Here is a 24,701-nt window from a genome sequence, read left to right on the forward strand (position 1 = left end):
GCGGTTCCGAGGGGAACCGCCCCTCCGTCGTGGGCTGTGGCTGGTGTCCCCTCAAGGCTTAGGCTGGCCCACGTACACAAGGGAACTTCGGAAGGAGACCTGGGTGATCGAGCTTGAGGGCGTGCCCGAGCTGATCGACCCGGTCATGGTGGCCGCGTTCGAGGGCTGGAACGACGCGGGTGACGCCGCCTCCGGTGCTGTCACGCACCTGGACCGGGAGTGGAAGGGCGAGGTCTTCGCGGCTCTGGACGCCGAGGACTACTACGACTTCCAGGTCAACCGGCCGACGGTGTGGCTGGAGAACGGGGTGCGCAAGATCACCTGGCCGACGACCCGGCTTTCGGTGGTCCGGATCGGCGGTGCCAAGCCGCGCGACCTGGTGCTGGTGCGCGGGATCGAACCCTCGATGCGCTGGCGTTCGTTCTGCAACGAGATCCTCGCCTTCGCGCACGAGCTGGGCGTGGAGATGGTGGTCATCCTGGGCGCGCTCCTGGGGGACACCCCGCACACCCGGCCGGTCCCGGTCAGCGGGGTGACCTCGGACGCCGACCTGGCACGGACGATGGACCTGGAGGAGACGAAGTACGAGGGCCCGACGGGGATCGTGGGCGTCCTCCAGGAGGCCTGTACGCACGCGGGCGTCCCGGCGGTGTCGCTGTGGGCGGCGGTGCCGCACTACGTGTCGCAGCCGCCGAACCCGAAGGCGACGCTGGCACTGCTGAACCGGCTGGAGGACCTTCTCGACATCCGCATCCCGCTGGGCGAACTGCCGGAGGACGCGCGGGCGTGGCAGCTCGGCGTGGACCAACTGGCTGCCGAGGACAGCGAGGTGGCGGAGTACGTGCAGACGCTGGAGGAGGCGCGGGACACCGCGGACCTCCCCGAGGCGTCGGGGGACGCGATCGCCCGCGAGTTCGAGCGGTACCTGCGGCGGCGGGACCCTTCCGCGACCGCGGAACCCGGCGACGGGTCGTACCTGCGGGACACGTCCAGCGGCCGTACGAAGCCGCGGCTGAGGCCCGACCCGGAGCCGCCGGAGGAGCCCCCGACGGCGGCTCCGGGCGACGACGCGCCCCCGGAGGCGTAACGCCGACGGGGCCGGATCATCGGATCCGGCCCCGTCGGCGTTCGCGTTCGGTCAGGGCGCCACGCGGTCAGAGCGCCGCGCCGTCAGAGCGCCACGCCCAGCAGCGCGTCGACCGTGCGGGAGACCAGGCCCGGGGCCGATTCGTCGGCGCCGTCCGAGGCGTTCTGGGCCTGCGCCCAGCGGTCCACGGCCGCCAGCGCGGCGGGGGCGTCCAGGTCGTTCGCGAGGGCCTCGCGGACCTCCTCGACCAGGGCGTCCGCCGGGATACCGTCCGGGCGGGACACGGCCGCGCGCCAGCGCTCCAGGCGGGCCACCGCCTCCTCCAGCACGGCGTCGGTCCACTCCCAGTCGGCGCGGTAGTGGTGGGACAGCAGCGCGAGCCGGATCGCGGCGGGGTCGACGCCCGCCCGGCGCAGCGCGGAGACGAAGACCAGGTTGCCCTTGGACTTCGACATCTTCTGACCGTTCAGCGCGACCATGCCCGCGTGCACGTACGCCTTGGCCATCGGGAACTCGCCCGTCAGCGCCTGGGCGTGCGAGGCGCCCATCTCGTGGTGCGGGAAGGCCAGGTCCGAGCCGCCGCCCTGGATGTCGAAGCCCATGCCCAGGTGGTCCAGGGCGATGGCCACGCACTCGATGTGCCAGCCCGGCCGGCCTCGGCCCAGGGAGCCGCCGTCCCAGCTCGGCTCGCCCGGCCGCGCGGCCATCCACAGCATCGGGTCCAGCGGGTTCTTCTTCCCCGGGCGCTCGGGGTCGCCGCCGCGCTCCGCGGAGAGCAGCCGCATGGCCTCGGCGTCGAGGTGGGAGACGCCGCCGAAGTGCGGATCGGACTCCACCGAGAAGTAGACGTCGCCGTCGAGCTCGTACGCGGCGCCCGCGTCCCGCAGCCGCTCGACGAGCGGCACGATGCCCGGTATGGCCTCGACGGCGCCGATGTACTGCCGCGGCGGCAGGATCCGCAGGGCGGTCATGTCCTCGCGGAAGAGGGCCGTCTCGCGTTCGGCGAGCTCGGTCCAGTCATGGCCGTCGCGCTGCGCCCGCTCCAGCAGCGGATCGTCGACGTCCGTGACGTTCTGGACGTAGTGGACCTGCCGCTTGGTGTCGAGCCACACGCGCTGCACCAGGTCGAACGCGTTGTAGGTGGCCGCGTGACCGATGTGGGTGGCGTCGTACGGCGTGATGCCGCAGACGTAGATACGGGCGACGGGACCGGGGGCGAGGGTGATCGTCCCCTGGGTCGCGGTGTCGTGGATCTGGAGGTCGCGGCCCTTGCCGGGCAGGGCGGGGACCTCAGAAGCGGGCCAGGCATGCATGCTTCGAGACTAACCGGACGGATGTTCCGTCATCGAACCGGACCAGCACTGTTGGCTTGATCGCCACCCTTGCGGTCTGGCCGGTTCTGTGCCTGGAGGCACGCGACGCGCCGGAGGAGGTCAGACCGGCGGCCAGGGGATGGCGGGCCACTGCCCCGAGGGGCGGGGATGCGTTCCCTCGCGCAGCAGGAGGGCCACACGGGCCCGTACGGCCGCCAGCTCGGCGGCGGTGATCAGTTCCGCCAGCCGGGCGGCGAGGGGGCCCGCATCGGCCAGCTGGGAGGCGAGGGAGACCAGTACGGTGCGGGCCTCGTCCGTGAGGGGCTCGCCCGCCCAGCCCCACAGCAGGGTGCGCAGCTTGTCGTCGGCGTGGAAGGTCACCCCGTGGTCGATGCCGTAGAGCCGGCCGTCGGGGGCGGGCAGCAGGTGACCGCCCTTGCGGTCGGCGTTGTTGATCACGGCGTCCAGGACGGCGAGGCGGCGCAGCCTCGGGTCGTCGGCGTGCACGAGCAGCGCGGTGCGCCCCTCCCCCACTTCCGCGAGGGCGACCGGCTTCCAGCCCTCCCCGGCCTCCTCGCCCTCGACGAGCGCCAGCAGTTCCGGCCCGGGCGCGTCGCCGGCGTCGATCCACCGCTGGACCATGCCTTCGCCGTACGGGCCTTCGCGCAGCACCGTCTCCGGTACCAGACCCCACCCGGTGGCCTCGGAGACCAGGTAGGCGGCGCGCTCGCGCTGGGCGAGGCTGCCGTCGGGAAAGTCCCACAGCGGCCGCTCGCCCTTGACGGGCTTGTAGACGCATTCGGCGCTGACGCCCTCGTACGTCACCGTGCACAGCAGCACGGCATTGGAGGCCTCGGCGATACGGCCCCGGACGGTGAGCTCACCTCTGGCGAGCAGTTCCTCGGTCGGGTTCACGGCGCTCACGCCTGGCGCCGGTAGCCGTTCTGGCGGGGACACACGTGCCCTTCGGGGTCGAGCGGCAGGCTGCACAGCGGGCACGGCGGACGGCCGGCGTTGACCACGTCCAGGGCGCGCTTGGCGAAGGCGCGGGCCTGGACGCCGGAGAGGCGCACGCGCAGCATCGGCGGGCCGTTCTCCTCGTCCTGGAGCAGGCGCTCCTCCGCCTCGGCGAGGTCCTCGTCGGAATCTGCGTCCATTTCCACGAGCGCCTGCGCCTCGACGATCATCCGCTGCTCCTCGCCGTCCCAGGCCAGGGCCATCGTGCCGACGCGGAACTCCTCCTCGACGGGTACGTCGAGGGGGGCGGTATCGGCGGCCTCGGTCGAGGCGACGGCCGGTACGGGGGCGTTGCCGCCGGTGCGCCGTACGACCTCGTCCAGCAGTTCGTCCATCCGCTCGGCGAGCGCGGCGACCTGGGTCTTCTCCAGGGAGACGCTGGTGACGCGGGTCCCGGAGGAGGCCTGGAGGAAGAACGTTCGGCGTCCAGGCAGACCGACCGTGCCGGCCACGAAGCGGTCCGGCGGGTCGTAGAGGAACACCTGACGGGGCACGTCCAGTCTCCAAGTGTCGGTGGCAGGGGCGGGGCGTGGGCGGGCTGCCTGTGTTGGCCCGTCCACCCTACTGCGCCGTTCGATCAGGCCGCGCCCGCGCCGCCGCCCACGACGGCGTCCCCGCCGTCTTCGGGCGATTTGCGCGGCACGAGGGCGGCGAAGTCCCCGGTGTCGCCGAGGCGGAACAGGAACGGGCGGGTCGGGGTGTAGCGGATGGCGGTGACGGAGCAGGGGTCGACGTGGATCCGCTGGAAGAGGTCGAGGTGCATGCCGAGGGCGTCCGCGACAAGGGACTTGATGATGTCGCCGTGCGAGCACATGAGGTAGACGGCGTCGGCGCCGTGCTCCTCCTCGATCCTCGCGTTCCACTCCCGTACGGCGTCCACGGCGCGGGCCTGCATCGCCCGCATGCTCTCGCCGCCGGGGAAGGCGGCGGCGGAGGGGTGCTGCTGGACGATCTTCATCAGGGGTTCGTCGGCGAGTTCGGAGAGTTTGCGGCCGGACCAGTCGCCGTAGTGGCATTCGCCGATCCGCTCGTCGGTGTGCACCTTCAGCCCCGGGCGGGCCGCCAGCAGGGGGGCGAGCGTCTCCTGGCAGCGTTGCAGCGGGCTGCTGACGACGGCGGCGAGCGGTACACCGTCGAGGCGGGCGGGCAGTGCGGCGGCCTGTTCGGCGCCGCGTTCGTCAAGGTTCACTCCCGGGGTCCACCCGGCGAGCAAACCCGCGGTGTTGGCGGTGGACCGCCCGTGCCGTACGAGGATCAGCGTGGCCATGGGGCCACCCTAATGGCGGCGGCGTGCGGGCGGGGGAGCCGGGACGGGGGAGAATACGCGGCGTGATAGTCGACTGCGCGATGTACCGGGACGGCCACCGCTCCGAGGCACCCGAGGATTTCTCGGAGGCCCTCGCCGAGGCGCGGGCGACGGGTGACGCCTTCCTCTGGGTGGGCATGCACGAGCCCACGGAAACGGAATTCGAACACGTCAGTCAGGAGTTCGGGCTCCACAAGCTGGCGGTGGAAGACGCGCTGACCGCACACCAGCGTCCGAAGCTGGAGGTCTACGACGATTCGCTGTTCGTCGTCCTCAAGCCGGTCATGTACGACGACGACACCGACACGGTGACGACGGGCGAGCTGATGGTCTTCATCGGCGACTCCTTCGTGGTCACGGTCCGGCACGGCGAGGGCGCCGCGCTGACCGCCGTGCGCCAGCGCCTGGAGCAGGATCCGGACGTCCTGCGGCACGGGCCGACGGCGGTGCTGTACGCGGTGTCGGACGCGGTGGTGGACCACTACATCGAGGTCGCGGCGGAGCTCCAGGTGGACCTGGAGGAACTGGAGGCCGAGGTTTTCGCCCCGAACGCCACGGACAGCAGGAACACGAAGAGCACGGCCGCGCGGATCTACGGTTTCAAGCGGCAGGTGCTGGAGTTCCGCCGGGCCACGAGCCCGCTGCTCCAGCCGATGGACCGGCTCGCCTTCGGGCAGGTGCCGTTCGTGCACGAGCGCTCCCAGCCGTTCTTCCGCGACGTCGCCGACCACCTGACGAGGGCGAACGAGTACATCGAGGGGCTGGACCGGCTGCTGTCGGACGCGCTGTCGGCGCACCTGGCCCAGATGGGCGTCCGGCAGAACGACGACATGCGCAAGATTTCCGCCTGGGCGGCGATGGCGGCCGTCCCGACGATGGTGGCGGGGATCTACGGGATGAACTTCGAGCACATGCCGGAACTCAGGCAGAGCTGGGGGTACCCGGCGGTCCTCGTGGTCATGGCGGTCGCCTGCGTGGGTCTGCACCGGCTGTTCAAGGGCCGCGGCTGGCTGTAGGCCCGTCAGGCGTAGTCCGGCGCTCCGGACGGCACGGCGCCCAGCGCGTCGCGCCGCTGGGGCATGCGCAGGCCCACCATGCGGTGCCAGCCGCTGAACCGCTCGTAGGCGTACACCCCGCGGATCCCGGCGGCGAGGGCGGCCGCCTTGGGCACGGGCCACCGCAGCAGCCTGCCCATGTGGCCCATGACGGCAAGGCTCACGTCCCGGTAGGTGCCGATCTCGGCGAGGGCGCTCTCGCGCAGCACGCGCTGGATGGTGCGGCCGTGGCCGGCGCGGGCGAGGGCCAGGAGTTCCTCGTGGCAGTAGGCGAGGTGGTTGTCCTCGTCGTTGCTGATCATGCGGATGGCCCTGCCGACCTCGGGGTGGTCCCCGAAGTGCTTGACCAGCATGGCCATCTGGTCGGCGGCGCGCTGTTCGGTGACGCGGCTGTGCGCGAGGTAGACGACGATGTCCTCCTCGGTCAGCGGCTCGTCGCGGCCGAGCTTCTCGTGCGGGAGGCCGATGCCCCGGCGTTCCAGCAGCATCGTGTAGTCCGTCTCGGGCGGCACCGGGACGGCGGGCAGGCCGCGCTTGCGCAGCAGGCCCTGGAAGATGCGCCCGTGCTTGTCCTCGTCCGCGCCGTGCCGGGCGATCTTGGGCGCGAGGTGGCGCATGCCGTCGGGCACGAGGGCGGAGATCCGGCCGTTCTCCCAGCCGCCCTGGGATTCCCCGCTGGCGGCGATGGAACAGAACAGCTGGAAGGAGTCGTCGTTCTCGACGATCTCCCGGAACAGGCTGCGGGCAGAGAGCATGTTCCGAGTCAAAGACGGATGCGGCGGGCGGGCAACCGATGCGTGGCGGCACTCGGCCGAATGAACGAAGCGAAGGCGGTGGCCCCGGGGCGTAACCCCGGGGCCACCGCGCGCGTTGTTGGCTGTGTCGGCCGTGGCGGGGAAGACCCCCGAGCCCCCACCACGGCCGCGGGGCGTTCGCCAGGTCTTCAGGGCTAGGCGAGGCCGGCGTGTTCCAGGGCCTGGACGCCGGCGCGCAGGGCGGTGAGCCGCTCGTCGCGGGTGAACCCGGCCGGGGCGAGCGTCAGGGTGGTGACCCCGGCCTCGGCGTAGGCGCGCATGCCGTCCGCGATCCGCTCCACCGAGCCGAGCAGGGTGGTCGAGTCGATCAGCGAGTGCGGGACGGCCGCGGCGGCGCCCGCCTTGTCGCCGCCCAGGTACTTCTCCTGGATCTCGGCGGCTTCCTTCTCGTAGCCCATGCGCTGCGCGAGCTGGTTGTAGAAGTTCTGCTTCGGGCTGCCCATACCGCCGACGTACAGGGCGGTGTAAGGACGGAAGGTATCGGCGAGGGCGTTCACGTCGTCGCCGACGGCGAGGGGGACGGTGGGGCAGACGTCGAAGCCGTCCATCGTCAGCCCCGCCTTCTCCCGGCCCGCGCGGATGTGGCGCAGCGCGGTCTCCTCCAGGTGCTCGGCGGCGGGGAAGATCAGCAGTGCGCCGTCGGCGATCTCGCCGGTCTGCTCCAGGTTCTTCGGTCCGATGGCGGCGATGTAGAGCGGGATGTGCTCGCGCTCGGGGTGGACGGTCAGCTTGATCGGCTTGCCGGGGCCACCGGGCAGCGGGAGCGTCCAGTGCTGCCCGTCGTAGGAGAGGCGCTCACGGCTCATGGCCTTGCGGACGATCTCCACGTATTCACGGGTCCGGGCGAGCGGCTTGTCGAACTTCACGCCGTACCAGCCCTCGGAGACCTGCGGTCCGGAGACGCCGAGGCCGAGCCGGAAGCGGCCCTTGGTCAGGGAGTCGAGGGTGGCGGCGGTCATGGCGGTCATGGCGGGCTGGCGGGCCGGGATCTGGAAGATCGCCGAGCCGACGTCGATCCGCTCCGTCTGGGCCGCGACCCAGGCCAGCACCGTGGCGGCGTCGGATCCGTAGGCCTCGGCGGCCCAGCAGACGTCGTAGCCGAGGCGGTCGGCCTCCTGGGCGACGGCGAGGTTGTCGCCGTCCATGCCCGCACCCCAGTAACCGAGATTGATGCCGAGCCGCATGAGTCGTCCCCTTACCGGTTTACCGATCAGTAACGTAGGTCTGCGGGGACTGTAGCGCGCCCCGGTCGTCGGCGGCAGTGCCCCAGTAGTCTCAGCGCTCATGGAGCAGAGGCATCTCGGCCGCACCGGCCTGCGCGTGTCCCGGATCGGCCTCGGCACCCTCACCTGGGGCCGGTCCGCGGAGGGACCGGACGAGGCGGGCGCCGCAGAGCAGTTGAAGGCCTTCTGGGAGGCGGGCGGCACGCTCGTCGACACCGCCGACGTGTACGGGGGCGGGGAGGCGGAGTACCTCCTCGGGCAGCTGGTCGGCAAGCTGGTGCCGCGCCGGGAGCTGGTGATCGCCACCAAATCGGGCTCCGTGCGGGATCCGGACCGGCGGTGCGACGGTTCGCGCGGGCACCTCCTCGCGGCGCTGGACGACTCCCTGGCCCGGCTGGACACCGATTACGTCGACCTGTGGCAGGTACACGCCTTCGACCCGGCCACGCCGCTGGAGGAGACCCTCCAGGCGCTGGACCTGGCCGTCACCAGCGGCCGGGCCAGGTATGCGGGCGTGGCGGGGTTCAGCGGCTGGCAGCTGGCCAAAGCGGCGACCTGGCAGCTCGCCGCCCCCGGTGCGCGAACCCGGCTCGCCTCCACGCAGATGGAGTACTCGCTGCTCCAGCGGGGCGTCGAGCGGGAGGTGCTGCCGGCCGCGCTGGACCTCGGCGTGGGCCTGCTGCCCTCCTCCCCCCTCGGGCGCGGCGTGCTGACGGGGAAGTACCGGGCGGGCACCCCGACGGACTCGCGGGCTGCGTCGCAGACCCTCGCCGCCTTCGTGGACCCGTACCTGGACGAGGCGTCGGGCCGGATCGTGGACGCGGTCGCGACGGCCGCGCACGGGCTGGCGGTCACCCCGCTCCAGGTGGCGCTGGCATGGGTGCGGGACCGGCCGGGGGTGGTCGCGCCGATCGTCGGCGCGCGTACGCCGGCGCAGCTCGTGGCGGCGCTGTCGGTGGAGGCCCTTAGTCTTCCGGAGGAGATCTGCCGGGCGCTGGACGACGTGTCGGCGCCCGTGCACCGCTACCCCGATCAGGACTGGAGCACGCTGTGAGTACCGACCCCGCCGCCACCGACGCCGCGGACGAACCGGACGCCCCCGGCCCCGAGGCCGAGGCGGCCCGGGACGCGCGTGCCCCGCGACCGGCCGGGGAGGAATCCGCGGCAGGGCGCTCGGACGTCTCGCCCGACGAAGCCGGTCCGGGTCCCGGGCAGGCCGCCGAACCGGAATCCGCTCAGGACCCGGAGGGGAGCGCGGACGGGGCCGAAGGCGCACCCGGGACGTCGGAGGGCTCGGACGGGGGTGCCGCGGCAACGGCAGGCGCGGACGGTACGGCCGCGGAGGGCGCCAAGCCCGGGCTCAGCGAGGCGCAGGCGGAGCTGGCCGCGCAGAAGATCGAGCGGGAGCGGATCGCCCGGCGCAAGGCGGAGCGGCAGGCACCGGTCGAGGCGGGCGCCGGCCTCAGCGGCACGGCCGCCGACCTGCTGGCCGCCGTACGGGCGGTGGAGAGCGGGGCCAAGCCCCCGGCCGCGTACTTCGACGACGCTCCGGCCGCGCCGCGCAGGGCCGCCGCCCCCACTCCCCCGTCGCCCCGCCCCACCGCGCCGGTCGCGGCGGCCGGCGACGTCGAGGGCGTACGGGCCGTGCTGGCCCGGGGCGGAGCACCGGAGGCGCTCGCCGGGGCGGCCGCCACCGCGCTCGGGGAAGGCGCCGCCGGACAGCTCGAGGAGAACCCGTGGCGGCTGCTGGCGGTGGCCGGGGTGCGCCCCGCCCAGGCAGACGGGTTCGCCCGCGCCCTGCTGGGCAACGGGGCGGGGCCGGGGGACGAGCGCCGGGGCGGCGCCCTGGTGGCCTGGCTGCTGGCCCAGGCCGCGCTCAAGGGGCACACCGCCCTGGAGGCGCCGGTCCTGGAGAAGGCGCTGGCCCAGTACGGCGTGCCGGACCCGGCCGGGGCGCTCGAACAGGCCATCGGCGAAGGCGCCGTGCTGGTGTTCCACGAACCGTCGGCCGACGCGGAGTCTGCGGAGCCGGCCCGGTCCGCACAGGCCGCGGAAGACGAGCAGGACGAGCGGCCCGGCACGGTCCTGGTGGGGCTGGAGGGCTACGCGCTGGCCGAGGAGAGCCTCGCCGACGGCCTGGCCCGCCTGGCCAGCACGTTCGCCGGCCCCGCGGACTGGGAGGAGGCCGCCGGGGGCGGCCCGGGCGCCGACCTGATCCGGGCCGTCTCCGGACACGGCCTGGTCACCCACACCGGCGGCGAGGCCGCCCGCGGCGAACCGGCGGCCCTGCTGGCAGCAGCGCGGCGGCTCGGCCTGCGGGCCGGCCTGGCCGCGCACACCCCCGCGGAGGGCGCCGTCACCGTGGCGGGCCTGCTCGACGGGACGGAGGGGCCCGGGCGGGACGCCGACGGGCAGTTCGCGCTGGACCTGCTCATCGTCCTGGACGCGCCCCAGCTGGACGTGGAGAGCGCGGCCGCGCTGGTCGAGTCGGTGCCCGACGGGGCCCGTCTGGTGCTGTCCGGGGACCCCGCCGTACTCGGTTCCGCGGGGCCCGGGCGGGTGTTCGCCGATGTGCTGGCGGCCCGGACCTGCCCCCAGGTCGTCTCCCGGATCCCGGATCCGGGGCCGCTGGGCGAGCTGGTGTCGGGCATCGGCGTCGGTGAGCTCAACCAGGTCGACGCCCCCGGCAAGGAGGTCGTCATCGTCCCAGTGCGGGACGCGGGCGAGGCCGTCCACCGCACGGTCCAGCTGGTGGCCGAGTCGGTACCGCGCGCCTTCGGGATCCCGGCGGACGACGTGCAGGTGATCACCCCGGGCCACGGCGGTTCGGCGGGGACCCGGGCGCTGAACGCGGCCCTCAAGGAGCGGCTGAACCCCGGCCCGGGCCGGTTCGGCGGCTTCGACCCCGGCGACAAGGTGGTGTACGTGCCCGCGCCGGGGCGGGCCCGGCCGGCCCGGGTGGTGTCGGCCGACGCGCAGGGGCTGCACCTGGAGGCGGCGGGCGCGCGGATCGTCGTACCGAAGGAGCGGGTGGAGTCGGCGGTGCGGCACGGCTGGGCCGTGACCGGGCACCAGGCCGTGGGCGCGCGCTGGCCGGCGGTGGTCGTGGTGCTGCCCGGGGACGCGGCGGACGCGCTGTCCCGGGACTGGGTGTACACCGCGTTCGGGCGCGCCGAGCGGCACCTGTCGGTGGTGCACGGCGTCGACCAGGCGCTGGCGCGCGCGGTGGCCGAGGTACCGGCCAAGCCGCGTACGACCCGGCTGGCGGACCTGCTGCGGGCCCTCGCGGCAGCCGCCGCGGAACAGCCCCGGTAACGACGGCAGCGGCGAGGTGCGGGGCCCCCGTCCCGGTCCGGGGCGGGGGCCCGCACCGTCGTGCGGTGGTCAGGCCGGGGTGAGGCCCGCAGCCGTGGCGCCGTCCGGCACGTCGTCGTCCTCGAAGTCGTCCGGCTCCTCGTCGAAGACGGAACTCACGTCGAACCGGTGCAGCACGTTCTGCGCGTCGGCGTGCTCGAAGGGCGAGTCGAGCCACTCGCCCGGTTCCGAGACCTCTTCCGTGGCGGCGATCCACAGCGTGGAGTCGCCCTCCTCCAGGCCGAACTCGCGGTAGCGGGAGTGGATCTCGTCGGGCTCGTACTCCCCGAAGAGGACGCCCAGCGCCCCGGCGGTTCCGCCGTCCTCGACGGGCTCGGCGTCCGGGTCGTGCGCGGCGACGCGATCGGCCTGGGCGATCAGGCGCTGTGGTTCGACCACGGCGTAGTCGCGGCGGATGAGCACGCTGAACGCGGCGGGCTCGGCGGGGCCGGTGTACGGCACACCGTCCTCGGGGGTGGGGATCTCGAAGGGGGTGACCTCGTCGTAGCGGTCGTAGAGCAGTTCGTCGTACTCGTCGGCGGCGGCGGCGAGCTCGTTGAACGCGGCGTAGACGGCCGGGTCGTCGTCCCCGATCCTGCTCTCGACCGCGGCGAGGTGACGGTCGAGCGCGGCCTTGACCGCCTCGGCGGCGGCGCGTACCTCGGCAACAGTGGGCAGAGCGGCATCAGACATAGTGCAGACGCTATCCGTAGGAGGCCTCTGCCCGCACAATAGATGCGATGCCGGAATACGAATTTGTCGACCTGTACGTGCCCCGTGGGGTGCCGCGCCAGGAGACGACCCGCATGTTGACCGACCACGCCGAGTACGGGCACTGGGAGCTCGACCGGCTGACGCTGCTCCGGGACGGCAGTCGCCGCGTGCGGTTGCGCCGCCGGATCATCCGTCAGGTCCGCGCCACTTGGTGACGCGGGCCCCCCTGGGGGGAGCCCGCGTCGGGTGTGGCCGTGTGTCCGCTTGCGTCCGTCAGGCGGCGTTGCGGGCGCGGCGGTAGAGCACGCTGCCGGCGAGCAGCAGGCCGCCCGCGAGCGGGAGTCCGGCCGTCAGCACGTCCCCGGAGCCGGTGGCGGCGAGGTTGCCGTTGCCCTGGCCGGGCGTTGCGTGGTCCCCCTGGCCGGGAGCTGCGGGGGTACCGGGCCGGCCCGGAGTGCCGGGGTGACCGGGCGTGCCCGGGTTACCGGGAGTCCCCGGGTTACCGGGGTTGCCGGGCGTACCGGGGTTGCCGGGGTTCCCCGGCGTACCGGGGTTGCCCGGAGTTCCAGGGTTGCCGGGCGTGCCCGGGTTACCCGGAGTCCCCGGATTGCCTGGCGTCCCCGGATTGCCGGGGTTACCAGGGTTGCCCGGCGTACCGGGGTTACCGGGCGTGCCCGGATTGCCAGGGTGGCCCGGGTGGCCCGGGTGGCCCGGGTGGTCGTCATCGCACGGCTCGTCGGGGTTGCCCGGGTGTCCGGGGTTGCCCGGGTGTCCCGGGGTTCCGGGGTTGCCCGGGTGCCCAGGGGTTCCGGGGTTGCCCGGGTGCCCAGGGTGGTCCGGCTTCGCGGGGCCGCCCGCGTTGACGCAGCGGTTGCCGAAGGCCGGGTTCAGGCCTCCGATCACGGTGACCGTGTTGCCGCAGGCGTTCACCGGCACGTCCACCGGCGCCTGCACGTTGTTGCCGGACAGCACGCCCGGCGAGTTCACCGCGTGTCCGACCGCCCCGGCGTCCGCATGCGCGTAACCGCCGCCGAGCGCCAGCGCTCCGCCGGCGGCCGCCATGGTGATCAGGGTCTTCCTGGTGACCTGTACTACGGGTCGTCGCATCTGTACTCGTCCCCATGCTGTGTACGTTCGGTCGGCGTACAGGCCGTACACGCTCCCCCGCCTGCGACGCCGAATAGAAAAGAGATGCGGGCCCGAAAGCCCGGCAGCCCCGGAGCGCTGGAATGCGCTCCGGGGCCAAGGACTTCAGACGCGTCAGGCGTTGACGCAGGTGTTGCCGAAGGCCGGGTTCAGCAGGCCGATCACGTTGACGGTGTTGCCGCAGACGTTGACCGGGATGTGGATCGGGACCTGAACGACGTTGCCCGACAGGACGCCGGGGGAGCCGATGGCCGCACCCTGGGCGCCCGCGTCGGCGGCGGCCATGCCCGCACCCGCGAGAACCAGACCACCGGTGGCAGCCGCAGCGGCGACAACCTTCTTGAGCATTGTTCCTCCTAGTAGGCAAGTGCGGTCCCAGCCGCGGACCGCACCACCTGTAACGAGGAGGGATCACCAGGGCTACGAGCGTATGAGCGCATTCACTCTTCTCAGTGGAATCCGCACACTTTCCCGATTCCCCGGCGTTAGGCGTTGTCGATGAATCGGTCCAGTACGCGAACACCGAACTTCAGCCCGTCCACCGGGACCCGCTCGTCCACTCCGTGGAACATGCCGGCGAAGTCCAGTTCGGGCGGCAGCTGGAGCGGGGCGAAGCCGAAGCACCGAATGCCCAGGTCGTCGAAGGACTTGGCGTCCGTGCCGCCCGAGAGCATGTACGGGACGGCGCGCGCGATCGGGTCCTCCGCCTTGAGGGCGCTCTGCATGGCGTCGACGAGCTTTCCGTCGAAGTCCGTTTCCAGGGCCTTGTCGGCGTGCACGTCCTCCCGCTTCACGCGCGGGCCGAGGATCCGGTCGAGGTCGGCGAAGAACTCGTCCTCGTAGCCCGGCAGGAAGCGGCCGTCGACGTGCGCGGTGGCCTGGCCGGGGATCACGTTGACCTTGTAGCCGGCGCCCAGCATCGTCGGGGCGGCCGAGTTGCGCAGCGTCGCGCCGACCATCTTGGCGATGCCGCCGAGCTTGGCGAGCGTGGCGTCCATGTTGTCGGGGTCGAGCGGGGTTCCGAGGGCGTCCGAGAGTTCGTCGAGGAACGACCGTACGGTCTTGGTCACGCGCACCGGCCACTGGTGGCGTCCGAGCCGTCCCACGGCCTCGCACAGCTCGGTGATCGCGTTGTCGTTGTTGGTCATGGAACCGTGGCCGGCGGTGCCCTCCACGGTGAGCCGCATCCAGTGCATGCCCTTCTGGGCGGTCTCCACCAGGTAGAGACGCAGGTTCTCGTTGACGGTGAACGAGAAGCCGCCGACCTCGCCGATCGCCTCGGTGACGCCCTCGAAGAGGCCGGGGTGCTTGTCCACGAGGTGCCGGGCACCGTAGACGCCGCCCGCCTCCTCGTCGGCGAGGAAGGCGAGGACGATGTCGCGCGGGGGCTTGCGGCCGCTGCGCATGCGGTCGCGTACGACGGCCAGCGTCATCGCGTCCATGTCCTTCATGTCGACCGCGCCGCGCCCCCACAGGCACCCGTCGGCGATCTCGCCGGCGAAGGGGTCGTACGTCCAGTCGGCGGCGTTGGCGGGGACCACGTCGGTGTGCCCGTGGATCAGCAGCGCCGGCCGCGAGGGGTCCTCACCCTCGATGCGCGCGACCGTGGAGGCCCGTCCCTTGTGCGACTCGAAGATCTGCGGCTCCAGCCCGACCTCGGCCAGCTTCTCCGCGACCCACTCGGCCGCCTTTCGCTCGCCGGGGCCCGAGTGGTCCCCGTAGTTGCTGGTGTCGATCCGGATGAGGTCCCGGCAGAGGTCTACGACCTCGTCCTCACCGGAGACGGTCCTGCCCGCGCTCGACTCGCTCACGTGTTCCTCCCACTGATCAGTACCGGCTGCTGCCCCATCCTCCCGCTCCGCGGCGCTCTCCCCAAGGGCGGACCCCGGTCACCCGGCCGGACCCCACGGGTGGACGGGGGTGTGATCGGGGACCCCGGAATGTTTGGTAATGTTTTCCACGTCGGAACGGCCCGCGAGGGACGCGAGACAGACACCTTGTCCGGGTGGCGGAATGGCAGACGCGCTAGCTTGAGGTGCTAGTGCCCTTTATCGGGCGTGGGGGTTCAAGTCCCCCCTCGGACACCAGCGAGAGAACCCCACTTCATGTGGGGTTTTCTGCGTTTGCGGCGGGTGGCGCAGGTTCGGTGCCGCTACGACGAAGGACCCCGCCGGGGCGGGGTCCTTCGTCGTAGCGGGTGGGGCTGTCAGTCGCGGGCGGCCGCGATGGCGGCGACGCGGCCGCGGACGAGGAACCAGCCGCCGACGAGGGCCGCGGCGATGGCCGGGACGAAGAGGACCGTGGTGCGGCCCACTCCGCCGTCGCACCACATCAGGACCAGCACGGTGAGCAGGAACGCCAGCGTGACGATCTGCGTGTACGGGGCCCAGGGCAGCCGGTAGGAGGGGCGTTCCACGCGGCCCTGCTTCGCCCGGCGCCAGAAGTGCAGCGAGCAGAGCATGACCATCGCCCAGGTGCCGAGGATGCCGAGGGAGGCGAAGTTCAGGACGATCTCGAAGGCGTCCTTCGGCATGTAGGCGTTCAGGGCGACACCGGCGACGCCGAAGGCCGCGGTGAACAGGACGCCGCCGTAGGGGACCTTGCCCTTGTTCATCACGCCGGTGAACTTGGGCGCCGAGCCGGACATGGCCATCGAGCGCAGGATGCGGCCGGTGGAGTAGAGGCCGGAGTTCAGGCTGGAGAGCGCAGCGGTCAGGACGACCAGGTTCATCACGCCGGCGGCGCCGGGGATGCCCAGCTTGTCGAAGACGGTGACGAACGGGCTCTGGTCGGACGAGTACGAGGTGTACGGGAGCAGCAGCGCGAGCAGGACGACCGAGCCGACGTAGAACAGACCGACGCGCCACATGATCGAGTTGATCGCCTTCGGCATGATCTTCTCGGGGTTCTCGGTCTCGCCGGCGGCGACGCCGCACAGTTCGACGGAGGCGTACGCGAACACCACGCCCTGGATGACCAGCAGCATCGGGACCATGCCGACGGGGAAGATCCCACCGTTGTCGGTGATCGAGGAGAGGCCCGGGGTGTGGCCGTCGATGGGGTGGCTGGTGGCGACGAGGTAGATGCCGACGGCCAGGAAGACGACCAGGGCGGCGACCTTGACCAGGGAGAACCAGAACTCCATCTCGCCGAAGTACTTCACCGAGATCAGGTTCGCGGTGAGGACGACGGCGAGGGCGATGAAGGCGAGGACCCACTGGGGGACGTCGGTGAACATCGCCCAGAAGTGGGCGTAGGTCGCGGCGGCGGTGATGTCGGCGACGGTGGTGGTCGACCAGTTCAGGAAGTACAGCCAGCCGGCCGCATAGGCGCCCTTCTCCCCCATGAACTCGCGCGCGTAGCTGACGAAGGCGCCGGAGGACGGGCGGTAGAGGACGAGCTCGCCGAGGGCCCGTACCACGAAGAAGGCGAAGATCCCGCACACGGCGTAGGCGATCGCGAGGGAGGGCCCGGCGCCGGCGAGGCGGCCTCCGGCGCCGAGGAACAGGCCGGTGCCTATCGCCCCGCCGATGGCGATCATGTTGATGTGGCGGGACTTGAGGTCCTTGCTGTAGCCCTCGTCGCCGGCGTCGACGTGCGGGGAAGACGGCGGACTGGGGGCCTTGGCCAAGGTGCTGTCACTCATGTGATGACTTCGCCTTCGTGGGTGGGACAGGCAGGTCCCGGCCGCCACGCAGGGGAGCTGGGTGGTCTCACCTGTGCCGCGGTCCGGAGGGTTGTGGCCCCAGGAGACCATGAGGCTCCGCTGCCCGCCAAAAACGCGTCATGTGCACCGAAGCCCCCGGCGACCATGGAAAGGGCGCCGGGGGCTTCGCCGAGGCTTCGAAGCAGGGGTGACGGGGTCAGCCGCGCGGGGCGGATTCGGCCGCCTGGTCGAGGCGGAACGCCTCGTTGCCCAGGCCGATCCGGGCGTGTGCCTCGGGGCTGCGGGAGCGCAGCACCAGGCCGTGTACGAGGCCTGCGAGGGCGGCGACGGCGATGATGGCGGGCAGGACCCAGCTGAGCGCGGAGCCCTCGTCCGCGCCGACCAGGACGGCGAAGTCCTTGACGGTGTAGACGGCGATGAACAGCAGCGCGAGGCCTGCGGCGCCGGCCGCGACGAGCCGCCAGACCTGGGCGGCGGCGGTGCCCCGGCGGACGAAGAAGGCGATCACGGCGAAGGAGGCGGCGGCCATGAGAAGCGTCACGCCGAGGGCGCCGACGCTGCCCATCCAGGTGAACAGGTGCAGGACGGGCGCCGTGGGGTCGCCGGCCGGCATGTCGTCGGTCACGGCGAAGGCGATGACGACGACGGCGGCGATGCCGGTCTGCAGGAGCGAGCCGGTGGCGGGGGCTCCGGTGCCGGCGTTGGTGCGGCCGAAGGGGGCCGGGAGGAGGCCCTCGCGGCCCATGGCGAAGGCGTAGCGGGCCACCACGTTGTGGAAGCTGAGCATGGCCGCGAACATGCCGGTGACGAAGAGGACGTGCAGCACGTCGGTGAAGGCGGTGCCCAGGCGGCTCTCGGTGAGCTGGAAGAGCAGGCCGGGACCGGCTTCGGCGGCGGTCTTGACCACCGCGCCGGGTCCGGTGGCGACGGTCAGGGCCCAGGCGCTGAGGGCGAAGAAGAGGGCGACGAAGCCGACGGCGAGGAACATGACGCGGGAGACCACGATGTGCGGCTTGCTGGTCTCCTCGGCGTAGACCGGCGACTGCTCGAAGCCGACGAAGGCGGCGATGCAGAAGCACAGGGCGGTGCCGAGGCCGGCTCCGCCGAGCGTCGAGGGGTCGAAGGCGTGCAGCGAGAGGCCTTCGGCGCCGGGCTTGCCGAGGGCGGCGAGGTCGAAGACGACGACGAGGGCGCATTCGATCAGCAGCAGGACCCCGAGCACCTTGGCGTTGAGGTCGATCTTGAGCCAGCCGAGTGCGCCGGTCGCCGCGACCGCGATCAGGGCCGGGATCCACCAGGCGAGTTCGACGTCGAGGTAGGTGGCGAAGAGCCCGGAGATCTCGAAGCCGAGGATGCCGTACACGCCGACCTGCATGGCGCTGTAGGCGACGAGGGCGACGAAGGAGGCCGCCGAGCCGGCGGTGGGTCCCAGGCCCCGGGCGATGTAGGCGTAGAAGGCGCCGGCGTTGTGGACGTGGCGGCTCATCTCGGCGTAGCCGACGCTGAACAGGGCGAGGACGGCGCCGAGGACGACGTACAGCAGGGGCTGGCCGACGATGCCCATGACGCCGAAGATGGTGGGCATGACGCCGGCCACGACCATCAGGGGCGCGCTGGCGGCGAGCACGGAGAGCAGCAGGCCGGCGGTGCCGAGCCGGTCGGCGCGCAGGGCCCGGTCCTGGCCCTTGTAGGTCCGTATCTCGGCCGGGTCGGTGAGCGTGGTGGATCTGCCCGTCGGCATGGCGGGGTGTCCTTTCGGGGGAAGGGCGGGGGCGCGGTGCGGTGCGGTCGGGCGGCGTGTGCGGAGCGGGTGCGTCAGGCGGTGCCGAGCGCGGCGCTGCGCGCGGCGAGGAACGCCTTGTGCGGGTCGAGGTCGGGGTAGGACCAGGGGGCGCGGGTGGCGTGGCTGCCGATGCGGTGGAAGAGGGCGGCGGCCTCGGCCGGGCGGCCTTCGCAGAGCTTGGCGTGGGCGAGGAAGTTGAGGTCGACCCGGTTGCGGGGGTGGTCCTCGCGCTCCCATTCGAGCCACCAGTCGAAGGCGGAGCGCAGCACTTGGCGGGCCCGGCGGCCGGACCAGTGGGCGGCGGCCGCGTCGGGGCTGCGGCCGTGGACGGCGGCGAGGACGCGGTAGCGCTCGGCGTGGGCGATGACGGGGAGTACGGCGAGCGGTGAGTCGGCCGGGGACTCCTCGGCGGCCCAGGCGGCGAAGTCGTAGACCTCGTGGAGCGGGTCGTATCCGACGGCCGGGTTGCGTTCGGCCAGCTTGGCGACCATGAGGTGGTGGGCGTGGTGGTGCTCGCGGTGGCGGGCCCGTACCTGGTCGAAGTGGCGGCTGAACTCCTCCTCGGTGCCGAAGGCGCGCGAGAGCATGAGCAGGCCGAGCCAGGGGGTGGGGTCGGCGGGGAGCAGTGCGGCGGCCCGGCGGCATGCCTCGTCGGCGGCCTCGGGCGTGCCCTTGCGGCGCAGTGCGGTGAACACGGCGGCGCAGGCGAGGAGGGTGGCGGCGTCGGCGCTCGCGGGTTCGGCGAGCAGCCATTCCCGGGCCCAGGCGGTGGCGGCCGGGGTCTGGGCGAGGACGACGACGCGGTGGCCGCGGCGGTCCCAGTCGTCGCCGGTGCCGACGAGGAGGGAGCGGGCCTTGGACCACCGGCCCTGGGTGAACTGGGCGCGGACGTCGACGAGTTCCGCGTCGCAGAGGGCGGGGTCGAAGAGCTGGGCGTCCCGCTTGCGGGCGCGGCCGAGGGGCGGCGGAGGGGGCGACATCCGCGGGTTCCCTCCTGGACACGGACGCGGGCGGACGGCGTGCGGGCAGCACGCGCGGGGACGGTGCGGGTGGTACTCGGTTGTGCCGGTGGGGCTGGTGGTGCGAGTGGTACGGGTATTGCGGCTGGATCACGCCGGTCGAGGACCGGATGATCACGCACAGCAAACCGGTGAGCACAGGTCCGCGTCAAGGTCCAGACCGGCGCGTGGCGGGTTTCAACTGCTCCACCGAAGGGGGGAGTTGAGGCTGTTGTGCCGGTTTGGCCACACCATGGCGACTGCGGCCGGGGCCGGTCACCGGGCCCCCGTGCCGGGCGGCGGCGATCCTCCCCCGGCCCGGTCCGGCGCCTTGGCGCCCCACTGCGAAAGGCCCCCTGCAGCGGCGCCGACCTGCGCCGACTGCGCTACGGCGCGAGCGCGGTGCACGTACCGCTCCGGCGACCGTGCGCCGCCCCTCGCGGACCTGCGGGCGGCGGGAGCGGGCCCCTGCGGCTGTCCGGCGGCTGTCCGTGAGGTGACCGGCGCGGAAGGTCCGGTGCCGACGGGCGGGGGCCCGGGGCGCGCGCCGGGCGGATGCGGGAGCCGGGCATCAGTGGCCGAATGGCGCCACCGGCCCGGGCGGCGCCGGCAGCCGGCCACCGTCGCGCCCCAGCCGTCCCGCTCGGCCGTCCTGCCCAGCCGTCCCGCTCAGCCGTCCCGCTCAGCCGTCCCGCTCAGGCCACCGTCCCGCTCAGCCCACCGCCTTGGCCGCGGCCCGGCCCGCCGCGCGGCCCGAGAAGACGCAGCCGCCGAGGAAGGTGCCTTCGAGGGCGCGGTACCCGTGCACGCCGCCGCCGCCGAAGCCGGCCGCCTCGCCGGCCGCGTACACGCCCGGGAGCGGCTCGCCGCCGCCGGTCAGCACCCGCGAGGAGAGGTCCGTCTCCAGGCCGCCGAGCGACTTGCGGGTCAGGATGGACAGCCGGACGGCGATCAGCGGGCCGGCCTTCGGGTCCAGGATCCGGTGCGGCGCCGCGGTGCGGATCAGCCGGTCCCCCAGGTACTTGCGGGCTCCGTGGATCGCGGTGACCTGGGAGTCCTTGGAGAACGGGTTCGCCATTTCCCGGTCCCTGGCCACGACCGCCTCGCGGACGGTCGCCTCGTCGAGCAGGTTCTCCTTGGTGACGGCGTTCATGCCGCGCACCAGGGCGGCGAGGTCCCGTTCCACGACGAAGTCCGCACCGCGGTCCATGAAGGCCTTGACCGGCCCCGGTACGGCCTGGCGGGCCCGGTCGATGACGTCACGGACCGACTTGCCCGTCAGGTCGGGGTTCTGTTCGGAGCCGGAGAGTCCGAACTCCTTGCCGATGATGCGCTGGTTGAGCACGAACCAGGTGTGGTCGTGGCCGGTCCCCATGATGTGGTCGAGGGTGCCGAGCGTGTCGAACCCGGGGAAGAGCGGTACGGGCAGCCGCTTGCCGGTGGCGTCGAGCCAGAGCGAGGACGGGCCGGGCAGGATGCGGATGCCGTGCCGGGCCCAGATCGGGTTCCAGTTCTCGATGCCTTCGGTGTAGTGCCACATCCGGTCCTTGTTGATGTGGCTGGCGCCCGCTTCCTCGGCGATGCCGAGCATCAGGCCGTCGACGTGGGCCGGGACCCCGGACAGCATCCGCTCGGGCGGGGTGCCGAGGCGGGCCGGCCACTGGGCGCGTACGAGGTCGTGGTTGCCGCCGATGCCGCCGCTGGTGACGATCACCGCCTGGGCCCGCAGGGAGAAGGCGCCGGTGCTCTCGCGGCCGCTCGCGGAGCCCCGTACGGCGTCGGAGGGTTCCAGGACCTCGCCGCTGACGGTGTCCACCGCGCCGGCCGTACGGGAGAGACCGGTGACGCGGTGGCGGAACCGCAGCTCGACCAGGCCGCGGGCCGCCCCGGCGCGGACCCTGCGTTCGAAGGGGGCCACCAGGCCGGGGCCGGTGCCCCAGGTGATGTGGAAGCGGGGTACGGAGTTGCCGTGGCCGCCGGCGTCGTAGCCGCCGCGTTCGGCCCAGCCGACGACGGGGAAGAAGCGGACCCCCTGGGCGTGCAGCCAGGGCCGTTTCTCCCCGGCCGCGAAGTCGACGTAGGCCTCGGCCCAGCGGCGCGGCCAGGCGTCCTGCGTACGGTCGAACCCGGCGGTGCCGAGCCAGTCCTGGAGGGCGAGCTCGCGGCTGTCCTTGATCCGCATCCGGCGCTGTTCGGGCGAGTCCACGAAGAAGAGGCCGCCGAAGGACCAGTGCGCCTGCCCGCCGATCGACTGCTCGGGTTCCTGGTCGAGCAGGATGACCTTGCGGCCCGCGTCGACGAGCTCGGCGGTGGCGACGAGACCCGCGAGCCCGGCTCCGATCACGATCACGTCTGCGTCGTACGTCATGCGCTGCCGTCCTCCGTCGGTGGTGGGGCAGATCCTTTGCTACGGATCGGTAACCCGTCAACAGGGGTGTTGGATGAATCGCGTGAGCGCTGCAGACGAGGTACTGGACGTGGTGGACCGGGACGACCGGGTGACGGGACGGGCGCCGCGCGGGGAGGTGTACGCGCGCGGACTCATCCACCGGTGCGTGTTCGTGCGGGCCCGGGACGCGGCGGGCCGCGTCTTCGTGCACCGCAGGACCGCCTCGAAGCTGGTGTTCCCCTCGCACTACGACATGTTCGTGGGCGGGGTGCTGGGCACCGGGGAGGACTACGCGCAGGCGGCGCTGCGGGAGGCCGAGGAGGAGCTGGGAGTGCGGGGGCTGGAGCAGCCGCGACCGTTGTTCAAGTTCCTCTACGAGGGGCCGGGCGGCTCTTGGTGGTCGTACGTGCACGAGGTGCGGTGCGAGCTGCCGGTGCGTCCGCAGGAGTCGGAGGTGGCCTGGCACGCGTGGCTCTCCGAGGACGAACTGGCGCGGCGGGTGGCGCAGGGCGCCTGGGCGTGGGTGCCGGACGGGCTGGAGGCGTACCGGCGGCTGCGCGCGCACGAAGGGTGGCACCAGTAGATTGACCGGGTGATCGACTTGGTCAAGGACGTACGCCTCTGGTTCGCCCCCCAGCGGTTGAAGGAGGAGGGCGAGACACCGGACTACCGGTTCTCGCTGGCCAACGAGCGGACGTTCCTCGCCTGGATCCGGACCGCGCTGGCGCTGGTGGGCGGCGGGTTCGCGGTCGACCAGTTCCTGCCCGACCTGCGGTGGGGGGTGCGCGTCGGGATGACAGTCGCGCTGCTCGCGGCGGGGGCGGCCTGTGCGCTGCGGGCGGTGAACCACTGGATGAGGTGCGAGCGGGCGATGCGGCGGGGTGCCGACCTGCCGGTGTCCCGGTTCCCGGTGGTGCTGGGCCTGGGGGTGGGGCTGGTCGCGGGGGCGATGGTGGTGATCGTCTTGCTGGGCCTGACGAACTCGCGGTGAGGGCGGTGCCGGGGCCGGACGAGAGGCGTGACGCGGGGCTCCAGCCGGAGCGGACCCGGCTGGCGTGGCGGCGCACGACGCTGGCCTGTTCGGTGACGGCGGTCCTCGCGCTGCGCCAGGCGCTGCGCGGGTCGGGTTCGGCGCTGGAGGCGGGTGGGGCGGCCCTGATCGTGCTGGTCTGGCTGGCGTTCCTGGGCGTCGCGCACCGGCGGATCCGCGAGCTGGCGGCCTACCGGCCGCCGGTGCTGGCGCCGCGGGTGGCCCTGGGGGCGGTGCTGTGCACGGTGGCGCTGGCGGTGTTCGCCATGACGGTGATCACCTGATCGGACGGACGGATGATCAGCCTTCTCCGCGCCACTGTGGATATGACTCCGATATGGGGAGGATTCGCACTAATCTCGGCGCCATGACGACCCTCCACCAGGAACACCCCCTGCACGAGCACGCACACGCCCCCGGCTGCGGTCACCCTCAGGTGCCCCACGGCGACCACGTCGACTACGCGCACGACGGCCATCTGCACCGGGAACACGCGGGGCACTGGGACGAGTGCGAGACGCAGGGGCACACGGCGCACGAGGACCACGACCACGCGCACGGACCGGCCTGCGGGCACGAGACCGTCCAGCACGGCGACCACATGGACTACGTGCACGACGGCCACCGGCACGCCGAGCACGACGGCCACTACGACGACCACTGACGCACCGGCAGATCCCCTTCCCCGCACCAGCGGACCCCGCCCTCCCCCGGCGCCGCGTCGACTGGCAGGATGCTGACCGCCTGTCAAGCGACCCGGGGAGAGTGCCGATGACCGTCGACGAGCCGTACCTCGTCCAGCCCGCGACCGGCGTGTACGCCTACGTCCAGCCCGACGGCGGCTGGTGCCTGAACAACGCCGGCTTCGTCAGCGACGGCGGCCGGACGCTGCTCATCGACACCGCCGCCACCGAGCGCCGGGCGCTGGCCCTGCGGGACGCGGTCGTGGCGGCCGGGGTGCCGCTGCCCCGCACGGTCGTGAACACCCACCACCACGGCGACCACACCTACGGCAACGGCGTGTTCACCCCCGAGGCGCTGGTCCTGGGCCACGACAACGCCCGCTCCGAGCAGCTCGCCGCCGGGCACCAGCTGGAGATGATCTGGCCCGCGACCGACTTCGGCGCGATCGAGATCACCGCACCTTCCCTCACCTACAGCGACCGGATGACCCTGCACGTCGGGGGGACCGAGGTCCAGGTCATCCACCCGGGCGTCGCGCACACCACCGGGGACTCCGTCGTCTGGCTGCCCGGGCAGCGGGTCGTGTTCACCGGTGACCTGGTCTTCGCCGAGGGCACGCCGTTCCTGGCGATGGGGTCCCTGGCCGGATCGCTGCGGGCGCTGGAGCTGCTGCGCTCGCTCGGCGCCGAGACCGTCGTACCGGGTCACGGGCCGCTGACCGACCCGTCGGCGTACGACGCCACCGAGCGGTACCTGCGCTACGTCGCCGAACTCGCCCGGGAGGGCGTGGCGAAGGGGCTGACGCCGCTGGAGGTCGCCCGCGAGGCCGACCTGGGCGAGTTCGCGGCCTGGCGGGAGAGCGAGCGGCTGGTGGCGAACCTGCACCGGGCGTACGCGGAGCTGGCCGGGGAGCCCGAAGGGGCGCCGCTGGACATACTGGCCGTACTCAAGGACATGACCGTGATGAACGGCGGGACGCCGATCCTCTGCCACGCCTGAGGAGCCAGGAGCCCGGGCCGGGGGGGTCACCGGGGAATTCCCGGCCCGGGGGCACTGGACGGCATACCGACTGGTCGGCATGATGGCTTCCGTTCGCCATACCCCGTCCGCTCCGGATGGA

At 72.7% G+C, this 24,701-nt stretch carries 24 protein-coding genes and 1 tRNA gene; 11 read left to right on the forward strand and 14 right to left on the reverse strand.

The annotated features are described in order from the left end of the window. Positions 1-103: 103 nt before the first annotated feature. On the forward strand, positions 104-1,087 hold the full coding sequence (locus IE207_RS18215) for a PAC2 family protein (RefSeq protein WP_190185286.1): 984 nt from the start codon (positions 104-106) through the stop codon (positions 1,085-1,087). A gap of 83 nt (positions 1,088-1,170) precedes the next feature. Here the strand turns inward: IE207_RS18215 and mshC are convergent, their stop codons facing one another. The 4 genes from mshC to IE207_RS18235 all read right to left on the reverse strand — a co-directional run bounded on the left by mshC (position 1,171) and on the right by IE207_RS18235 (position 4,684). Continuing rightward, positions 1,171-2,400, reverse strand: coding sequence for a cysteine--1-D-myo-inosityl 2-amino-2-deoxy-alpha-D-glucopyranoside ligase (mshC, locus tag IE207_RS18220; protein ID WP_190185287.1), 1,230 nt, complete (start codon positions 2,398-2,400; stop codon positions 1,171-1,173). Positions 2,401-2,520: 120 nt separating this feature from the next. Beyond that, positions 2,521-3,357: an SCO1664 family protein gene (locus IE207_RS18225; RefSeq protein WP_190185288.1), complete on the reverse strand. Its 837-nt coding sequence runs from the start codon at positions 3,355-3,357 to the stop codon at positions 2,521-2,523. Continuing rightward, on the reverse strand, positions 3,321-3,911 hold the full coding sequence (locus IE207_RS18230) for a DUF3090 domain-containing protein (RefSeq protein WP_190185289.1): 591 nt from the start codon (positions 3,909-3,911) through the stop codon (positions 3,321-3,323). The genes IE207_RS18225 and IE207_RS18230 overlap by 37 nt, the downstream gene beginning before the upstream one ends. Before the next feature lie 83 nt (positions 3,912-3,994). Beyond that, positions 3,995-4,684 (reverse strand): histidine phosphatase family protein, encoded by a 690-nt coding sequence (locus tag IE207_RS18235; RefSeq protein ID WP_190185290.1) that lies wholly within the window; start codon positions 4,682-4,684, stop codon positions 3,995-3,997. Positions 4,685-4,737: 53 nt separating this feature from the next. Between IE207_RS18235 and corA the strand changes: the two genes are divergently transcribed. Then, positions 4,738-5,739: a magnesium/cobalt transporter CorA gene (gene corA / locus IE207_RS18240; protein WP_190185414.1), complete on the forward strand. Its 1,002-nt coding sequence runs from the start codon at positions 4,738-4,740 to the stop codon at positions 5,737-5,739. 5 nt (positions 5,740-5,744) lie between these two features. Here the strand turns inward: corA and IE207_RS18245 are convergent, their stop codons facing one another. Next, positions 5,745-6,533, reverse strand: coding sequence for a ferritin family protein (locus tag IE207_RS18245; RefSeq protein ID WP_190185291.1), 789 nt, complete (start codon positions 6,531-6,533; stop codon positions 5,745-5,747). 194 nt (positions 6,534-6,727) lie between these two features. Continuing rightward, positions 6,728-7,777 (reverse strand): LLM class F420-dependent oxidoreductase, encoded by a 1,050-nt coding sequence (locus tag IE207_RS18250; protein WP_190185292.1) that lies wholly within the window; start codon positions 7,775-7,777, stop codon positions 6,728-6,730. A gap of 100 nt (positions 7,778-7,877) precedes the next feature. On the opposite strand from IE207_RS18250, the gene IE207_RS18255 reads away from it, so the two are divergent. Both IE207_RS18255 and IE207_RS18260 read left to right on the forward strand, forming a co-directional pair. Beyond that, the gene (locus IE207_RS18255; protein ID WP_190185293.1) at positions 7,878-8,870 is read left to right on the forward strand and encodes an aldo/keto reductase; all 993 of its coding nucleotides are present in this window, start codon (positions 7,878-7,880) and stop codon (positions 8,868-8,870) included. After that, on the forward strand, positions 8,867-11,131 hold the full coding sequence (locus IE207_RS18260; RefSeq protein ID WP_190185294.1) for a helix-hairpin-helix domain-containing protein: 2,265 nt from the start codon (positions 8,867-8,869) through the stop codon (positions 11,129-11,131). Before IE207_RS18255 ends, IE207_RS18260 begins: the two co-directional genes overlap by 4 nt. A 69-nt stretch (positions 11,132-11,200) precedes the next feature. Here the strand turns inward: IE207_RS18260 and IE207_RS18265 are convergent, their stop codons facing one another. Beyond that, the gene (locus IE207_RS18265) at positions 11,201-11,863 is read right to left on the reverse strand and encodes a hypothetical protein (RefSeq protein ID WP_190185295.1); all 663 of its coding nucleotides are present in this window, start codon (positions 11,861-11,863) and stop codon (positions 11,201-11,203) included. A gap of 47 nt (positions 11,864-11,910) precedes the next feature. Here IE207_RS18265 and IE207_RS18270 point away from each other — a divergent pair, with 47 nt between their 5' ends. Then, on the forward strand, positions 11,911-12,099 hold the full coding sequence (locus tag IE207_RS18270; protein WP_190185296.1) for a DUF5703 family protein: 189 nt from the start codon (positions 11,911-11,913) through the stop codon (positions 12,097-12,099). Between the two features lie 58 nt (positions 12,100-12,157). Here IE207_RS18270 and IE207_RS33985 read toward each other — a convergent pair whose 3' ends face one another. From IE207_RS33985 to IE207_RS18285, 3 genes are all read right to left on the reverse strand, one after another. After that, a complete protein-coding gene (locus IE207_RS33985; RefSeq protein ID WP_229873800.1) occupies positions 12,158-12,991 on the reverse strand; it encodes a chaplin in 834 nt (277 codons plus the stop codon). Between the two features lie 153 nt (positions 12,992-13,144). Then, positions 13,145-13,378, reverse strand: coding sequence for a chaplin ChpH (chpH, locus tag IE207_RS18280; protein ID WP_136215000.1), 234 nt, complete (start codon positions 13,376-13,378; stop codon positions 13,145-13,147). A gap of 137 nt (positions 13,379-13,515) precedes the next feature. Continuing rightward, positions 13,516-14,841 (reverse strand): M20/M25/M40 family metallo-hydrolase, encoded by a 1,326-nt coding sequence (locus tag IE207_RS18285; protein WP_190185297.1) that lies wholly within the window; start codon positions 14,839-14,841, stop codon positions 13,516-13,518. Between the two features lie 188 nt (positions 14,842-15,029). On the opposite strand from IE207_RS18285, the gene IE207_RS18290 reads away from it, so the two are divergent. After that, positions 15,030-15,117: transfer RNA gene (locus tag IE207_RS18290), tRNA-Leu, on the forward strand. Between the two features lie 119 nt (positions 15,118-15,236). Here the strand turns inward: IE207_RS18290 and IE207_RS18295 are convergent. From IE207_RS18295 to IE207_RS18310, 4 genes are all read right to left on the reverse strand, one after another. Further along, positions 15,237-16,676 carry an amino acid permease gene (locus IE207_RS18295; RefSeq protein WP_190185298.1) on the reverse strand — a complete coding sequence of 480 codons (1,440 nt, stop codon included), beginning with the start codon at positions 16,674-16,676 and terminating at the stop codon, positions 15,237-15,239. Positions 16,677-16,893: 217 nt separating this feature from the next. Further along, positions 16,894-18,438 carry an APC family permease gene (locus tag IE207_RS18300; RefSeq protein WP_190185299.1) on the reverse strand — a complete coding sequence of 515 codons (1,545 nt, stop codon included), beginning with the start codon at positions 18,436-18,438 and terminating at the stop codon, positions 16,894-16,896. Positions 18,439-18,512: 74 nt separating this feature from the next. Further along, the gene (locus IE207_RS18305) at positions 18,513-19,460 is read right to left on the reverse strand and encodes a hypothetical protein (protein ID WP_190185300.1); all 948 of its coding nucleotides are present in this window, start codon (positions 19,458-19,460) and stop codon (positions 18,513-18,515) included. A gap of 730 nt (positions 19,461-20,190) precedes the next feature. Then, positions 20,191-21,846 (reverse strand): FAD-binding dehydrogenase, encoded by a 1,656-nt coding sequence (locus IE207_RS18310; RefSeq protein WP_190185301.1) that lies wholly within the window; start codon positions 21,844-21,846, stop codon positions 20,191-20,193. Positions 21,847-21,919: 73 nt separating this feature from the next. Here IE207_RS18310 and IE207_RS18315 point away from each other — a divergent pair, with 73 nt between their 5' ends. From IE207_RS18315 to IE207_RS18335, 5 genes are all read left to right on the forward strand, one after another. Further along, positions 21,920-22,450, forward strand: coding sequence for an NUDIX hydrolase (locus IE207_RS18315; RefSeq protein ID WP_373304727.1), 531 nt, complete (start codon positions 21,920-21,922; stop codon positions 22,448-22,450). A gap of 9 nt (positions 22,451-22,459) precedes the next feature. Next, entirely contained in the window at positions 22,460-22,858 is a 399-nt protein-coding gene (locus IE207_RS18320) for a YidH family protein (RefSeq protein ID WP_190185303.1), read from the forward strand. Further along, positions 22,855-23,181 (forward strand): DUF202 domain-containing protein, encoded by a 327-nt coding sequence (locus tag IE207_RS18325; RefSeq protein WP_373304728.1) that lies wholly within the window; start codon positions 22,855-22,857, stop codon positions 23,179-23,181. The genes IE207_RS18320 and IE207_RS18325 overlap by 4 nt, the downstream gene beginning before the upstream one ends. 83 nt (positions 23,182-23,264) lie before the next feature. After that, complete coding sequence (locus IE207_RS18330) at positions 23,265-23,561, forward strand: hypothetical protein (protein WP_190185304.1); 297 nt, start codon at positions 23,265-23,267, stop codon at positions 23,559-23,561. Positions 23,562-23,668: 107 nt separating this feature from the next. Continuing rightward, entirely contained in the window at positions 23,669-24,580 is a 912-nt protein-coding gene (locus IE207_RS18335) for an MBL fold metallo-hydrolase (protein WP_190185305.1), read from the forward strand. The last annotated feature ends 121 nt before the right edge of the window (positions 24,581-24,701 follow it).

Source organism: Streptomyces cirratus, from assembly GCF_014650775.1.
GTDB classification, from domain to species: Bacteria; Actinomycetota; Actinomycetes; order Streptomycetales; family Streptomycetaceae; genus Streptomyces; species Streptomyces cirratus.

Bases quoted from the DNA above. Each gene is read 5' to 3' on its own strand.
- IE207_RS18270 (WP_190185296.1), top strand. From the start codon at position 11,911: ATGCCGGAATACGAATTTGTCGACCTGTACGTGCCCCGTGGGGTGCCG.
- chpH (WP_136215000.1), bottom strand. From the start codon at position 13,378: ATGCTCAAGAAGGTTGTCGCCGCTGCGGCTGCCACCGGTGGTCTGGTT.
- IE207_RS18330 (WP_190185304.1), top strand. From the start codon at position 23,265: ATGACGACCCTCCACCAGGAACACCCCCTGCACGAGCACGCACACGCC.
- IE207_RS18335 (WP_190185305.1), top strand. From the start codon at position 23,669: ATGACCGTCGACGAGCCGTACCTCGTCCAGCCCGCGACCGGCGTGTAC.
- IE207_RS18315 (WP_373304727.1), top strand. From the start codon at position 21,920: ATGAATCGCGTGAGCGCTGCAGACGAGGTACTGGACGTGGTGGACCGG.
- IE207_RS33985 (WP_229873800.1), bottom strand. From the start codon at position 12,991: ATGCGACGACCCGTAGTACAGGTCACCAGGAAGACCCTGATCACCATG.
- IE207_RS18255 (WP_190185293.1), top strand. From the start codon at position 7,878: ATGGAGCAGAGGCATCTCGGCCGCACCGGCCTGCGCGTGTCCCGGATC.
- IE207_RS18310 (WP_190185301.1), bottom strand. From the start codon at position 21,846: ATGACGTACGACGCAGACGTGATCGTGATCGGAGCCGGGCTCGCGGGT.
- IE207_RS18245 (WP_190185291.1), bottom strand. From the start codon at position 6,533: ATGCTCTCTGCCCGCAGCCTGTTCCGGGAGATCGTCGAGAACGACGAC.
- mshC (WP_190185287.1), bottom strand. From the start codon at position 2,400: ATGCATGCCTGGCCCGCTTCTGAGGTCCCCGCCCTGCCCGGCAAGGGC.
- IE207_RS18300 (WP_190185299.1), bottom strand. From the start codon at position 18,438: ATGCCGACGGGCAGATCCACCACGCTCACCGACCCGGCCGAGATACGG.
- IE207_RS18295 (WP_190185298.1), bottom strand. From the start codon at position 16,676: ATGAGTGACAGCACCTTGGCCAAGGCCCCCAGTCCGCCGTCTTCCCCG.
- IE207_RS18305 (WP_190185300.1), bottom strand. From the start codon at position 19,460: ATGTCGCCCCCTCCGCCGCCCCTCGGCCGCGCCCGCAAGCGGGACGCC.
- IE207_RS18235 (WP_190185290.1), bottom strand. From the start codon at position 4,684: ATGGCCACGCTGATCCTCGTACGGCACGGGCGGTCCACCGCCAACACC.
- IE207_RS18250 (WP_190185292.1), bottom strand. From the start codon at position 7,777: ATGCGGCTCGGCATCAATCTCGGTTACTGGGGTGCGGGCATGGACGGC.
- IE207_RS18265 (WP_190185295.1), bottom strand. From the start codon at position 11,863: ATGTCTGATGCCGCTCTGCCCACTGTTGCCGAGGTACGCGCCGCCGCC.